Annotated in this window: 15 protein-coding genes and 1 pseudogene; 10 read left to right on the top strand and 6 right to left on the bottom strand. The window is 30.1% G+C overall.

The features are described 5' to 3' along the window. The first annotated feature begins 24 nt into the window (after positions 1-24). The 4 genes and pseudogenes from WHD08_RS13775 to WHD08_RS13765 all read left to right on the top strand — a co-directional run bounded on the left by WHD08_RS13775 (position 25) and on the right by WHD08_RS13765 (position 2,105). Entirely contained in the window at positions 25-816 is a 792-nt protein-coding gene (locus tag WHD08_RS13775) for a sensor histidine kinase (RefSeq protein ID WP_208890435.1), read from the top strand. Positions 817-823: 7 nt separating this feature from the next. Next, complete coding sequence (locus WHD08_RS13770) at positions 824-1,507, top strand: response regulator (protein ID WP_422894392.1); 684 nt, start codon at positions 824-826, stop codon at positions 1,505-1,507. Between the two features lie 239 nt (positions 1,508-1,746). Further along, positions 1,747-1,902, top strand: a pseudogene (locus WHD08_RS18640) (T9SS type A sorting domain-containing protein); the annotation flags it as partial. Between the two features lie 29 nt (positions 1,903-1,931). Next, positions 1,932-2,105, top strand: coding sequence for a hypothetical protein (locus tag WHD08_RS13765; protein WP_208891263.1), 174 nt, complete (start codon positions 1,932-1,934; stop codon positions 2,103-2,105). A 49-nt stretch (positions 2,106-2,154) separates the two neighbouring features. On the opposite strand, the gene WHD08_RS13760 is transcribed toward WHD08_RS13765, so the two are convergent. From WHD08_RS13760 to WHD08_RS13735, 6 genes are all read right to left on the bottom strand, one after another. Next, complete coding sequence (locus tag WHD08_RS13760; RefSeq protein ID WP_208890436.1) at positions 2,155-2,625, bottom strand: DUF4230 domain-containing protein; 471 nt, start codon at positions 2,623-2,625, stop codon at positions 2,155-2,157. Positions 2,626-2,783: 158 nt separating this feature from the next. Then, on the bottom strand, positions 2,784-3,404 hold the full coding sequence (locus WHD08_RS13755) for a lipoprotein signal peptidase (protein ID WP_208890437.1): 621 nt from the start codon (positions 3,402-3,404) through the stop codon (positions 2,784-2,786). A 43-nt stretch (positions 3,405-3,447) separates the two neighbouring features. Then, complete coding sequence (locus WHD08_RS13750) at positions 3,448-4,104, bottom strand: hypothetical protein (protein WP_208890438.1); 657 nt, start codon at positions 4,102-4,104, stop codon at positions 3,448-3,450. Positions 4,105-4,169: 65 nt separating this feature from the next. Then, positions 4,170-4,547, bottom strand: coding sequence for a TraR/DksA family transcriptional regulator (locus WHD08_RS13745; protein WP_165731815.1), 378 nt, complete (start codon positions 4,545-4,547; stop codon positions 4,170-4,172). Between the two features lie 5 nt (positions 4,548-4,552). Next, positions 4,553-7,960: an isoleucine--tRNA ligase gene (ileS, locus tag WHD08_RS13740; protein ID WP_208890439.1), complete on the bottom strand. Its 3,408-nt coding sequence runs from the start codon at positions 7,958-7,960 to the stop codon at positions 4,553-4,555. A gap of 193 nt (positions 7,961-8,153) precedes the next feature. Continuing rightward, the gene (locus tag WHD08_RS13735; RefSeq protein WP_208890440.1) at positions 8,154-8,918 is read right to left on the bottom strand and encodes a TerB family tellurite resistance protein; all 765 of its coding nucleotides are present in this window, start codon (positions 8,916-8,918) and stop codon (positions 8,154-8,156) included. Positions 8,919-9,338: 420 nt separating this feature from the next. Between WHD08_RS13735 and WHD08_RS13730 the strand changes: the two genes are divergently transcribed. From WHD08_RS13730 to WHD08_RS13705, 6 genes are all read left to right on the top strand, one after another. Further along, the gene (locus WHD08_RS13730) at positions 9,339-9,749 is read left to right on the top strand and encodes a BrxA/BrxB family bacilliredoxin (RefSeq protein ID WP_165731812.1); all 411 of its coding nucleotides are present in this window, start codon (positions 9,339-9,341) and stop codon (positions 9,747-9,749) included. Between the two features lie 77 nt (positions 9,750-9,826). Then, positions 9,827-10,066 (top strand): hypothetical protein, encoded by a 240-nt coding sequence (locus tag WHD08_RS13725; RefSeq protein WP_165731811.1) that lies wholly within the window; start codon positions 9,827-9,829, stop codon positions 10,064-10,066. 102 nt (positions 10,067-10,168) lie between these two features. Then, a complete protein-coding gene (locus WHD08_RS13720; protein WP_165731810.1) occupies positions 10,169-11,125 on the top strand; it encodes a hypothetical protein in 957 nt (318 codons plus the stop codon). Between the two features lie 85 nt (positions 11,126-11,210). Next, a complete protein-coding gene (locus WHD08_RS13715; RefSeq protein ID WP_208890441.1) occupies positions 11,211-12,299 on the top strand; it encodes a hypothetical protein in 1,089 nt (362 codons plus the stop codon). A gap of 11 nt (positions 12,300-12,310) precedes the next feature. After that, positions 12,311-13,153 (top strand): universal stress protein, encoded by an 843-nt coding sequence (locus WHD08_RS13710; protein WP_165731808.1) that lies wholly within the window; start codon positions 12,311-12,313, stop codon positions 13,151-13,153. A 72-nt stretch (positions 13,154-13,225) separates the two neighbouring features. Further along, positions 13,226-13,885: an HD domain-containing protein gene (locus tag WHD08_RS13705; RefSeq protein ID WP_208890442.1), complete on the top strand. Its 660-nt coding sequence runs from the start codon at positions 13,226-13,228 to the stop codon at positions 13,883-13,885. The last annotated feature ends 2 nt before the right edge of the window (positions 13,886-13,887 follow it).

Raw genomic sequence — 13,887 nt, 5'->3', positions numbered from 1 at the left:
TTTTCTTTGATTTAAAACCCCCAAATGAAAAAACTCCTTATTCAAGAAAACCAAGTGATACTTATCGCTCTAATTGGGGTTTTATTACTTCTTTTTATGGGAGTTGCTCTCTTGCTCTTTTTCTTCTCATCAAGAAAAAAAATTGTTGACAAAGAATTAGATAAAAAGAAATTAGAAGTAACACATCAAAAAGAAATTATACAGTCTATCATAATAACGCAAGAAGAAGAACGCAAACGTATTGCACAAGATTTACATGATGATATTAGTTCTAAACTAAATGTAATTAATCTAAATGCAAACCTTTTAAAAGACGGAGACCTATCTCCAGAAGAATACCTTATTGTTAACAATGGTATTTTAGAAGCTACGGATAAAACCTTAGAAAGTGCACGTAAAATTGCACATAATTTACTACCTCCAATTTTAGAAGAGTTTGGTTTTAAAGATGCGGTAGAAGAGCTTTCAGACTCTTTTAATAATAGTAGAAAAATTAATATAACATACAACATAAATTACACCAAGAACCATTTAACCCCACAAAACGAATTACATCTTTTTAGAATTACTCAAGAATTAATTAATAACTCTGTAAGACACGGTAAAGCAAAAAAGAGCACTATAACAGTTTCTCATAAAGACAACAACCTTATTTTTAGCTATACAGATAACGGTATTGGTTTTGATTCTAATAAAGACGAGCATAAAAAAGGACTTGGTATGAAAAACATAGAAAGTAGAGTTTCTTTGTTGAATGGAAAATATAGTTTTGGAAGTGAAGTAGGTAAAGGATTTAATATCTTAATTGTAATATAACCCCCAAATGATGAATAAAATTAATATCATAATTGCTGATGATGAAGAACTTTTTAGAAAAGGTATCCGATTTTTACTAGAAAGAGAAAATAATTTTAATATTACTTATGAAGCTGAAAATGGTAAAGAATTAATTGATTTTCTATCTTATACAGAACATACTCCAGATATTATTTTAATGGATTTAAAAATGCCAGAAATAAACGGTGTAGAAGCTACTAAAAAAATTCATAAGACACACCCAAACATTAAGATAATTGCATTAACTAGTTTTGATGGGAAGTCCTTTATAACCAATATGATTGATGTTGGTGCATCTTCTTACCTTCTTAAAAACACAAGTCCTAAAATGGTAATTCACACCATTAATGAAGTATTTAATAAAGGTTTTTATTATGATGAGAAAGTTTTAAAAATTATTCAAGAAAATATTAATTCATCTAGTGGAAAGCGCATAAAAATCGATTTAGATAAAAAATTGCTTTCTAAAAGAGAAATTGATGTTTTAGAATTAATTTGCGATCAATGCACTACTGCAGAAATTGCAGACAAACTTTTTATTAGCCCCAGAACCGTAGAAGGTCATAGAAACAACTTATTACTTAAAACGCATTCTAAAAACGTTGCAGGTTTAGTTATTTATGGTATTCAGAAGAAGTTAATAGAAATTACACCAGATTTTAATCTTTAAATCCCGCTAATGTTATTCATATCGATTTATAAATTATAGTAAAAATCCCGGTCAAAATAAAATATAAAACTTGTAAAAAAATTACTTAGAAACAGTAATTACAATATAAAAGTTTTAAACTTCTTAATTCATCTTAATAAAACCAAGGGTTTATACCTGTTTTTAAAATAAATTCTATTTTACTAATTTTAAAACGTATATTTAACTGGTTTTAAACAAAGTACACTACTTTAAGGGTATCTGGTGTACCACAAGGAAACACTAATATTACTATTTATAACGTACTTGGTAAAAAGATTATAAATACTTCTTTTACTTACAATGGTGTTAAAGACATTTCTTTACCTACAATAGCCAAAGGCATTTACTTTGTAAAACTTGAAACTAGAAACTAGAAAAGAGAAAGTGAGTAAAAAAATAATTTTTGAAACACAACATCATAAAAAAAAATACAGAAGAAATTACTCGTAAGGAAGCAATAAAAAAAATAGGAAATTATGGTAAATATTCTGCATTAACAGCATTAGGAACCTATCTAATATTAAATCCACAAAAAGCACAAGCGAATTCACTTACGGAACCTGGAAATAATTTTTAATACATCTTAAAAAAAGCTCTAAATTTTATTTTTGAGAGCTTTTTGATTTTTAATTTATAAGTTTTTCTAGAAAACCAGAATTTGTATTATCTATAACTTTCCAATTATAAACAGCAGAAAGTAGATATATTTTAGACAACTCCTCAAACAATCTTGTTTTTGCTTTTTCTTTTAAGTCAGTAACCGTTATGGTTTCTTTAATTTTTTCGATACTTTTTTGGTTGATTTTATTCAACTCGTTCTTGGTAAAAGTATTGAATTGACTTTGTTGTAAGTCGAAATATTTTATATTTGGAGCAATTACAACCTCTTCTTTCGGTATTTTATTGATGTAAATTTTCTTACCTACAGAATCTATCTGAATTTCTAATTTAGATAAATCATAACCAACCTCTACAGTAGCATTTACAGTTACAATAGCTTTTTTATCAAAAGAAAGATAATCGTAAAAATATTTTTTAGAGTCTGTATAATTATAAACTTCAGAAAAAGTTCCTTTAGAAACTACTAGTTTACTCAAATTTTTAATTGAGGTTACTACGACTTGTATTTCTTCTTGTTTATGATTTCTCTTGCTTTTATCACACCAATATTTGGCGATAAAAAATCCCAGAAAAAAAATAATAAGGTATTTTAGAAAGCGTTTCATAAGCTTAAACTTTCTTTAAAGGTAAAAGGTTATTCTTTTAAAGCAACTTCCTCTTCTTTAGGGAAAGCTTGCTTGCTAAAAATAAACAACAATGCCACACCAATACTTATAAAAGCATCTGCCGGATTAAATATATATTGAAAAAAAGTAAACATTTCTCCACCCATAACAGGAATCCAGTCTGGTAAAACACCTTGCCATAAAGGAAAATAAAACATATCTACTACTCTACCATGAAACAATTCGCCATACGGTTTGTCTGCAAATAGCGTTGCTACTTTGTGGTTAGATCCGTCAAAAATAATTCCGTAAAAAACAGAATCTATAATATTACCAACTGCTCCAGAAAAAATTAAAGCAACCGCTATAATTACGGCATTGTGTACCTTCTTTTTAATGTTTTGTATTAACCAATAGATTATTCCAGATACTGCAATCAATCTAAATAAGGTTAAAAAGAGTTTCCCTCCTTTACCTCCAAACTCAAAACCCATTGCCATACCATTATTTTCTGTAAAATGGATTCTAAACCAATCGAAAACAACCACTTCTTCACCTAAAATAAAATGTGTTTTTACATAAATTTTAATTACTTGATCTAAAATAATTGCGATAAAAATTATTAGAATAGCAAGACTCTTTTTTGACATCTGTTTTTAATTTGTGCTCACAAAAATAACAATAATATTGCGTTTATTGGGCTGTTAAGAAAATATTAGCTTTTGCAGAATTTATACGAACTTCTTTCATAGATTTTGCTACTCTTTTTTGATAAGTTTCATCAACTAAAACATCGTTAATTACTATTTTACCGGCTTTAGAAACAATGTCAATACTGGTATTATTTGAAGTTGCATATAAGTTTCCGGCATACATTTTTACTACTAAATTATCAATAATTGTATGTAATTTTAAAATTCCTTTTTCAATAAAAATATTTAAATCTCCTTTATAGCTTTTAGATTCAATATTTATTTCATCGCCAAATACAGTAATGTTTTTATTGCTTGGAATTTTAAGAACTACACTTGCTCTTTGCAATCTTTCTGTTATAAATTTTCTAAACACTTTGTCTTCTGGCAAACTTTCTGGTATTTCAAATTGAATCTTTAAAGTATTAAATTCTTCTTTGTAAATAATATGCTGTTCCGCTATATTTTCTGCAGTTAAAAAAATCTCTATAAAATTAGCGTCTGTATTCTCTATTAAAACATCATCTAACCCAAGTGTAGAAATTTCTATTTCTTTAGATTGAGTTTCAAATTTTTTAATCACTTTCTTTTGCGATAAAACCGTTGCAGAGGTCAATAAAAAGAATAGAAACAGCCTTAAATGCAGATTAGTAAACATTATATTAATAGTATAAAACAAAAAAAGCTTCCTAAAGAAGCTTTTTAATTATGATAAGTAATTTATTATTGTTTACGCTTAGCTTCTATGCTTAAAGTAGCATGAGGTACTATTCTTAAACGTTCTTTCTGTATTAATTTACCTGTTACTCTACAAACACCATACGTCTTATTCTCTATACGTAATAAAGCGTTTTTTAAGTCTCTAATAAACTTTTCTTGTCTAATAGCTAACTGAACATTTGCTTCTTTGTTCATCACTTCAGAACCTTCATCAAAAGACTTAAATGAATGTGAAGTATCATTTGTACCGTTATCTGAATCATTTTTATAAGCAGCTTTTAACAACGCTAAATCTTCATTTGCTCTTGCTATCTTCTTGTCTATAATTGCTTTAAACTCTTGTAAGTCTTCCGCTGAATATTTTTGTTTTACGTCTGACATAAATCTTACATTTTTTCTATTAATATTCTACTTTTTATGGTATCAAATTCAATTTCTGTACCATCATTTAATTCATCAACAAAAACCAATTCCTTAGTTAATGTTTCACTCATTATGTAGTCTTTATTATCCGTGATAGATTTTTGTAAGTTCTCGAAATTTAAAACCGTTAATTTTATTCTATCTGTTACTTCTAAACCTGTGTCTTTACGTGCATTTTGGATTCTATTTACCAATTCTCTGGCAACTCCTTCTTTACGCAAATCTTCTGTTATGGTAACATCTAAAGCAACTGTTAACGCCCCTTCATTTGCAACTAACCACCCTTCTATGTCTTTAGATGATATCTCTACGTCTGAGAGTTCTAAAATAATGCTTTTTCCATTAATTTCTAAAGAAATGTTTCCAATTTTCTCTATTTTGTTAATATCTTCTTGATTAAACTTCTGTACCTCAGCAGCTATAAAACGCATATCTTTTCCAAACTTTGGACCTAAGGTTTTAAAATTAGGTTTTATTTGTTTGATTAAAATATCTGAAGCATCATCTAAAATCTGAATTTCTTTAATGTTTACTTCATTTTTAATAAGATTAGCAACCGCTAAAATTTCTTCTTTCTGTTGTTCATTATCAACAGGAATCATAATTTTTTGTAATGGCTGACGCACTTTAATCTTTTCTTTTGCTCTAAGTGATAAAACTAAAGAAGATATTACTTGTGCATTTTCCATTTTACGCTCTAGGCTCTTATCAACAAAACTTGCATCAAATACAGGAAAATCTGATAAGTGAATACTTTCTGATGTTTCTTTACCAGTTACAGAGTTTAAATCTTGATACAATCTGTCCATAAAAAATGGCGCAATTGGCGATGCTAATTTTGCAATCGTATTCATACAAGTGTACAACGTTTGATATGCAGAAATTTTATCTGTTTGATAATCTCCTTTCCAAAAACGTCTTCTACTTAAACGCACATACCAGTTACTTAAGTAATCTTGCGTAAAGTCTGATATTGCTCTTGCAGCTCTTGTAGGTTCATATTCTTCATAGAATTTATCAACCTTAGCAATTAAAGTATGTAATTCTGATAAAACCCAACGGTCTATTTCTGGTCTTTTTTCTAAAGGAATATCTGCTTCTTCATAAGAAAAACCATCCAAATTTGTATATAAAGTAAAGAAAGAATAGGTGTTATATAAAGTTCCGAAGAATTTACGTTTTACTTCTTCTATTCCTTCTAAATCGAATTTTAAATTGTCCCAAGGATTTGCATTTGCAATCATGTACCAACGTGTTGCATCTGCTCCATACGTAGATAATGTTGTAAAAGGATCTGTTGCATTCCCTAAACGTTTAGACATTTTATGTCCGTTTTTATCTAAAACTAAACCGTTAGAAACAACGTTTTTATACGCTACAGAATCGAAAACCATTGTTGCAATTGCGTGTAAAGTATAAAACCAACCTCTGGTTTGATCTACTCCTTCTGCAATAAAATCTGCAGGGAAAGATTCGTTTCCATCAATTTTTTGTTTGTTTTCAAACGGGTAATGCCATTGTGCATACGGCATAGAACCAGAATCGAACCACACATCAATTAAATCGTTTTCACGTTTCATTGGTTGTCCAGATGCTGAAACTAATACTATTTCATCCACAATGTTTTTATGTAAATCTATTTTTGCATAGTTTTCTTCTGAGTTGTTATCAACTTCAAAATCTTCAAAAATATCTTTCGCTAAAACGCCAGCTGTTACAGCCTTTGCCATTTCTTCTTTTAATTCTTTAACAGAACCAACACAAATTTCTTCTTTACCGTCTTCTGTTCTCCAGATTGGTAATGGAATTCCCCAATAACGAGAACGAGATAAATTCCAATCGTTTGCATTTGCCAACCAGTTTCCAAAACGTCCAGTTCCTGTAGATTCAGGTTTCCAGTTAATGGTTTTGTTTAAACCGTGCATTCTATCTTTAACATCAGTTACTTTAATAAACCAAGAATCTAATGGATAGTATAAAATTGGTTTATCTGTTCTCCAACAATTTGGATAACTGTGCTTGTATTTTTCTACTTTAAAAGCTTTATTTTCTGTCTTTAACTTAATCGCTAACTCAACATCAATAGATCTTTCTGGTGCTTCACCTTCAGGATAATATTCGTTCTTTACGTATTTACCTGCAAACTCGCCCATTTCTGGTCTAAACTTACCTTGTAAATTTACTAAAGGAACTAAATTATCATTTTCATCTTTCACCAACATTGGTGGAATTTCTGGTACTGCTTGTTTTGCAACCAAAGCATCATCCTGACCAAAAGTTGGTGCAGTGTGTACAATTCCTGTTCCGTCTTCTGTAGTAACAAAATCTCCTAAAATTACTCTAAAAGCATCTTGCGGATTATCATTTGGTCTACAGTAATCTAAAACTGGTTCGTATTTAATATCAACTAAATCTTTACCAATAAATTCTTTTATAACATGATAAGGTATTTTTTTATCACCAGAATTATAAGAACTTAATTCTTCCGAAGTTTCAACTTCTACATTATTTTTACCTGCAAATTGCTTTCCAACTAATTTCTTAGCTAAAATTACTTTGATAGGCTCAAATGTATATTGATTAAAAGTTTCTACTAAAACATATTCTATTTTAGGCCCAACTGTTAATGCTGTATTAGAAGGCAACGTCCAAGGAGTTGTTGTCCAAGCGATAAAATAAACCGTTCCTTCGTTTTGTAAAAAGTCTGGAAGCGTATTTTCTACAGCTTTAAATTGTGCAACAATAGTGGTATCAGTTACATCTTGGTACGTACCAGGTTGATTCAACTCATGAGAACTTAAACCCGTACCCGCTTTTGGCGAATATGGCTGAATTGTATACCCTTTGTAAATTAATTTTTTATTGTAAATCTCTTTTAGCAACCACCAAACAGATTCCATATATTTAGGTTCGTAGGTAATGTATGGATCTTCCATATCTACCCAATACCCCATTTTATTGGTTAAATCGTGCCAAACATCTGTATATTTCATAACGGCTTTTCTACAAGCTGCGTTATAATCTTCTACAGAAATGGTTTTTCCAATATCTTCTTTGGTAATTCCTAATTCTTTTTCTACACCCAATTCTATTGGTAAACCATGTGTATCCCAACCAGCTTTACGCTTTACTTGGTAACCTTTCATGGTTTTATAACGTGGAAAAATATCTTTAATAGCGCGAGCTAAAACATGGTGAACTCCTGGAAGTCCGTTTGCAGAAGGAGGTCCTTCAAAAAACACAAAAGGTTTTGCATTTTCTCTAGAAGATACACTCTTTTCGAAGATGTTATTTTCTTGCCAATAGCTTAAGATTTCTTCTGCTACTTTTGGTAAGTCAAGTCCTTTATACTCAGGAAATTTCGCTTTCATTTTCTGTCTTTTCTAATAAGATTGCGAATTTACTGAAATTCTTCTAATTTTTAAGTTTGTTTCTAAAGAAGTTACAAAGCATAAAAAAAGTTACAAAGTTGGGAAGAAGTTACAAAGTTGCAAAGACTAAAAGTTACAAAGTAACTGAGCTTGTACTTTGTTACTCTGCAACTATGTAGCTTTGAAACTTTATTTACAAGCCACGTTCATTTTTTATCTTTTCATAAGCAGCTTGTATGCTTTGGAATTTTTCATTCGCACCTTTTAAATGCTCCTCTCCTAAACCTTGTAATTTATCTGGATGGTATTTTTTCACCATTTTTCTATAACCACTCTTTACTTCTGCATCTGTAGCCGTCTTTTCTATATCTAAAATTTTATAGGCATTTTCTGAAGCATCATGGAACATTGCTTTTATAGACTCAAAATCGTTTTGGTTGATGTACAAATAACCAGCCATCTTTCTAATTTCTTCTATTTCTGACTCTGCTACAAAACCATCTGCTTTTGCAATACCGAATAAGAAATGTAATAATTGCAAACGAGATGCGTGAGACATATTTTGTCTAATCTGTATACAAACTTGACGCGCTGAAACTTCCTTTTTTATAATTCCACTAAAAAGCTTAAAGGCGTTGTTAGCTCTTTCTTTACCGTACATGCCAACAAATTGAGAGCGTACAAAGTCTAATTCTCGCTGATCTACTTTTCCGTCAGACTTTATTACTATTGATGCTAAAACCAATAAACTCATTTCAAAATCTCCAGATTGTGTATCTGCAGCACTACTTCTAGCACTAGATTGTCTGGTTCTTTCGTAATCTAGTTGTTCTTGTGTTAGGTCTTTTATTGAAAAACCATCTACAAAACTACCTACTGCAAAACCAATGGCTGCACCTATTGGACCTCCAAAAGTAAATCCTAATCCTGCTCCTAACCATTTTGTAAAACTTCCCATTATTTATTTTTTATTTGAAGCAGCAAAGTTACAAAGTTTCAAAGAAACAAAGACTTATAGTTTTTGAATTTGAGTTGTTTGATTTTTAAAAATCTAGACACTGCAACTTTATTACTTTTTTTACTTTGTAACTCTGCAACTAATAAACTTTGATGCTTATATGCATGAAGGATTGAAAAGTTTGTTTGAGCTCTCCCGCTTTTTAGCGGGAAGCGAGCTTTGAAAGCCTGACGATTTTTAAAAAAAGTGCAGTGTAAACGGAACTTTGTTTTAAAAATGGGCATGCCCAAAGAATAAAGAATAGCTTTTTAATAATTTATTTGATATCAATTTTATTGATATTTCTATTGAGACAACTATTTTTATAAAGTTGACTTTTCTTTAACTTATACCTATCTTTGCATTTTAAAATTAGAAAATATGTATCCAGAAGAATTAGTAAAACCAATGCGCGATGAGTTAATTAACGCAGGTTTTGAAGCATTATATACAAGTGAAGACGTTGAAAACGCAATGTCTAAAAAAGGAACTACTTTGGTAGTGGTAAACTCTGTTTGTGGTTGTGCTGCAGGTACGGCAAGACCAGGTGCTATTGCTTCTTTAGGAGCAGACAAAACACCTACAAACTTAACAACTGTTTTTGCTGGTGTAGAAAAAGAATCTACACAAAAAGCACGTGAGTTTATGATTCCTTTTCCAGCATCATCTCCAGCAATGGCTTTGTTTAAAGATGGTAAATTGGTACACATGTTAGAGCGCCACCATATTGAAGGAAGATCTGCACAAATGATTGCACAGAATTTAGCACAGGCTTACGAAGAGTTTTGCTAGGCTTCTAAAAATATATTATACAAAAAAAATCCACTTAATAATATAGGTGGATTTTTTTTTCAATAACATTACTTATTATGGCTTCAGAATTTTCTACATACACCAAAGAAGAACTTATAACAAAACTAAAAAAGCAAAAAAACTTTTTTATCATTAAAATAGTTGTCATTCTTTTAATGGTAGTATTTGCTATTTTTTCTACCATTGAAAACGGTACCTCTTTTCATACCTTTTTACCTTTGTTTTTTATACCGATGTCTATTTATATGTATGTTGATATCAAAAATATAAAGAAGGAACTTGCATTAAGGAAATAACTTCTACTACCTCAAACTTTATAGTATCATAATATTTACTTAACATTTACTGTTTTGTAATAGTATTCCTTTGAGTTAAATTATAACTAATTTAATTTACCTATGGAATTAACAGTAATGTATTTAGGGTTTTTCTTAGCAGCATATTCTGTTGTAGGAAATGACACCATACAAACATTAGGAACCTTTTTAAGTTCTAACGAACGTAAAAAATGGTGGGTTCTATGGCTTTTTGCTGGTGGTATACTTGCCGTAACATTAATCTACGGTTACGTTACTCATAACGGAGATGTTTCTTACGGAAGATTGGCAAAATATCCTTTACCACAACCATTTGCTTGGTACTACATTCTACCTCCAATTGTTTTAATGCTTTTAACACGTACTGGAATACCGGTAAGTACCTCTTTTTTAATTCTTACATTTTTTAATGCAAAGAACTTAGGAGATATGGTTACAAAATCTGTTTCTGGTTATTTACTTGCGCTAACAGCATCCATCGTCTTATACCTAATTATCTCTAAATCGGTTGAAAAGAAATTTATTGAAAACCCAATTACAGATAAACAAAGAAATATATGGACAGCCTTACAATGGTTATCTACAGGTTTTTTATGGTCGCAATGGCTAATTCAAGATTTTGCTAATATTTACGTGTACTTACCAAGACAATTAAGTGTTTGGGAGTTAATAGGTTCTTTAGTTGTTATTTTAGGACTTTTGGCTTACATTATTAAATCTAAAGGAGGTGCAATACAAAGCATTATTCGCTCTAAAACAAACACAGTAGATATTAGATCGGCTACATTAATAGACTTTACGTATGGTATTGTTTTATTCTACTTTAAAGAACTAAACAACGTACCAATGAGTACAACTTGGGTGTTTATAGGAATTTTAGCAGGTAGAGAAATTGCCTTAAACTTTGTATTGCGTAAAAACGAAGCTCGTAGAGATATGTTTAAAAGTTTAGGAGTAGATTTATTTAAGGTGTTAATAGGCCTCTTAGTAAGTATTGCACTTGTCTATGGTGTCAAATTTATAGCAACTTCAATTTAACAATCATTCTAAATTAAAACCAATGTATTTTAAATTTAAAACTTGCATTATATTAGTTTATCTACTTTCTTTTACTGATTTAACAATGGCACAAAGCCAAAAAAACGGAATAGATACCGATGAAAAAGGAATCACTATAGCAGATTTTCTTCAAATGTCTGGTAATTGGTTTATCGCTTATAGAGATGGAATTTCTCAAACACAAGCCGATGACGAAATAGGCATTACAAATGATCATCAGAGTGCTTTTGTATTAAAAAGGAGTTATTTTACCTTAAAAAAAGACCTAAACAAAACCTATTCTGTACGTTATACGATGGATTTAACCGTGGACAGAGAAGGACCCGATGCTGGAAATATAGAAACGCGTTTAAAATATTTATATGTAAAAGCAAAACCCAATTTTAATAGTGATGTTTTTACAGGTAACTGGGTAGAAGTTGGTATGGTACATACTCCTTGGTTAGATTTTGAACAAAAAATAAACACCTACAGAGTACAAGACAATATGTTTATTGAAAGAAATAGAATTTTTAATTCTGCTGATTTTGGTATCACCTACGGAGGAAATATTGGTCCTGCAATGGATAAAAAGTTTCTTAAAGAAGTAAACGGTGCTATGCCTGGTAAATACGTAAGTTATGTAGTCGGTTTGTTTAATGGTGGAGGATATTCTGGTGAAGAGAATAACAATAACAAAGTATTTTCTGGGCGTTTATCAGTTAGACCATTTGCTAATAAAGTACCTCAACTACACATAAGTGGATATTTTAATATTGGAAGAGGAAATAGTGAATACAACCCTAAATTTAATCAGGTATTAGGGTTTATTGCATATACAGGAAAACAATTAACTTTAACAGGACAAATGCATAGTGGTATAGGAGATTTTAGAGGAGAATATGTAGATGAAAACGATTTTAGTAAAGCAATTGAAAATGATGGCTATAGTTTTTTTGGAGAATATAAAATTAAAAAATCGCCTTTAGCACTTTGGGCAAGATATGACTCCTTTCATTTAGAAACTTTAGACGATGCGAATACAAAACGTTTTATTGGTGGCCTTTCTTATACCGTAAACAAATATCTAAGATTGGTATTAAATGCAGAACATAACAACAAAACATCCAACGAAAATAATATTTACGAATTAAACCTCGAAGTATCTTTCTAAAACTAAAAATTATGAAAAACATATTATTTCCAACAGACTTTTCAGAAATTTCTTTAAACGCGTTTGCGTATGCAATGGAATACGCACAAAAGCTAGATGCTACCTTAATTATATATCATGCCTATCATGAAGACATATCGGTAGATGAAAAAACAAAATCTATTTATGAAAAAATTGATATTGATAATTTTAGAAATAAAAAAGATAAATTTCCGCCTTTTCAAAAGCTGATAAAAGCAAGTAAAAAAGGAGACTTAAAAGTAAAATATATTGTTGATGAAGGTGTTTTTTCTGATTCACTATTTAAATATGTTGCCAAACGTGATGACAAAATTGACATCATTATAATGGGAACTAGCAAAGGAAAAAATAGCAGCCTTTTTAATATTTTTATGGAGACCAATACCATTAAAATTTTAGAAGAAATAGACAAACCTGTAATCGCAGTTCCGGAAAACGCAAAATTTGATGGTTCTTTAGACAATATTATGTTTTTGGTAGATTATAGAGATGAAGAAATTGAACCTTTAGAAAAAATAACCAAAGTTGCAAAAGAGTTTAGTGCTCAATTACACGTTGTACATTTCGATTTAGCACATGGCGAATCTATTTCTCCATTAATGGATAACTTTAGACAGAACTTAACTTTAAAACATAAAAAAACCAAATTTGTTTCTATAGATACTTTACATTTAAAAACATCTTTAACAGATTATTGTACCGAAAATAAAATAGACATGGTTTGCTTATTAAATCAAGAACGTAACTTATACCAACGTTTATTTACCTTTAGTTTAGCCGAAGATTTAATCAATCATATTGATATCCCAGTAATGGCTATTTATAAAAAGTAACAGATACAAATATCTAGTTTAAAAATTAAAATCTCAGGTTCATGTTAATCTGAGATTTTTTACTTTTGTAACATGGATAAAAACAACATCATACTAAACACTATAAAATTTGTAAAAGAAACCTTAAAAGATGCCGAAGGCGGACATGATTGGTTTCATATAGAACGTGTCTATAAAAATGCTGTTTTAATTTCTAAGGATGAACATGTAGATGCTTTTGTAGTTTCTTTAGGTGCTTTGTTGCATGATATTGCAGATCCTAAATTTTATGATGGAGACGAATCTGTTGGTCCTAAAATAGCTACAACCTTTTTAGAAGAACAAAACGTAGCTAAAGATATAGTAGAGCATGTTATAAATATTATAAAACATATTTCTTTTAAAAATTCTTTAGAGACTAATGTTATAAAATTTACTTCTAAAGAATTAGAAGTTGTGCAAGATGCAGACAGGTTAGACGCAATAGGCGCCATTGGTATTGCACGTTGTTTTAATTATGGTGGATTTAAAAACAGAGCTTTGTATGACCCAGAAATTCTGCCAAATCTAAATATGACAAAAGAAGAGTATAAAAATTCTTCCGCTCCAACAATCAATCATTTTTACGAAAAATTATTGCTCTTAAAAGATAAAATGAATACTCTTGCTGGACAGCAAATTGCTGCAGAAAGACATTCTTTTATGGAATTATTTCTAAAGCAATTTGATGATGAATGGAACGGAGTTAAGTAATA

Origin of the sequence: Polaribacter sejongensis (assembly GCF_038024065.1) — a bacterium.
Taxonomy (GTDB): Bacteria; Bacteroidota; Bacteroidia; order Flavobacteriales; family Flavobacteriaceae; genus Polaribacter; species Polaribacter sejongensis.
Note: the sequence above shows the minus strand (reverse complement) of the source record. Positions and strands in the feature narration are given on the sequence as shown.

Coding starts and splice junctions, on each gene's coding strand:
- WHD08_RS13720 (WP_165731810.1), top strand. CDS start 10,169: ATGGAATTAACAGTAATGTATTTAGGGTTTTTCTTAGCAGCATATTCT.
- WHD08_RS13770 (WP_422894392.1), top strand. CDS start 824: ATGATGAATAAAATTAATATCATAATTGCTGATGATGAAGAACTTTTT.
- WHD08_RS13715 (WP_208890441.1), top strand. CDS start 11,211: ATGGCACAAAGCCAAAAAAACGGAATAGATACCGATGAAAAAGGAATC.
- WHD08_RS13750 (WP_208890438.1), bottom strand. CDS start 4,104: ATGTTTACTAATCTGCATTTAAGGCTGTTTCTATTCTTTTTATTGACC.
- WHD08_RS13730 (WP_165731812.1), top strand. CDS start 9,339: ATGTATCCAGAAGAATTAGTAAAACCAATGCGCGATGAGTTAATTAAC.
- WHD08_RS13755 (WP_208890437.1), bottom strand. CDS start 3,404: ATGTCAAAAAAGAGTCTTGCTATTCTAATAATTTTTATCGCAATTATT.
- WHD08_RS13725 (WP_165731811.1), top strand. CDS start 9,827: ATGGCTTCAGAATTTTCTACATACACCAAAGAAGAACTTATAACAAAA.
- WHD08_RS13735 (WP_208890440.1), bottom strand. CDS start 8,918: ATGGGAAGTTTTACAAAATGGTTAGGAGCAGGATTAGGATTTACTTTT.
- WHD08_RS13705 (WP_208890442.1), top strand. CDS start 13,226: ATGGATAAAAACAACATCATACTAAACACTATAAAATTTGTAAAAGAA.
- ileS (WP_208890439.1), bottom strand. CDS start 7,960: ATGAAAGCGAAATTTCCTGAGTATAAAGGACTTGACTTACCAAAAGTA.
- WHD08_RS13745 (WP_165731815.1), bottom strand. CDS start 4,547: ATGTCAGACGTAAAACAAAAATATTCAGCGGAAGACTTACAAGAGTTT.
- WHD08_RS13775 (WP_208890435.1), top strand. CDS start 25: ATGAAAAAACTCCTTATTCAAGAAAACCAAGTGATACTTATCGCTCTA.
- WHD08_RS13710 (WP_165731808.1), top strand. CDS start 12,311: ATGAAAAACATATTATTTCCAACAGACTTTTCAGAAATTTCTTTAAAC.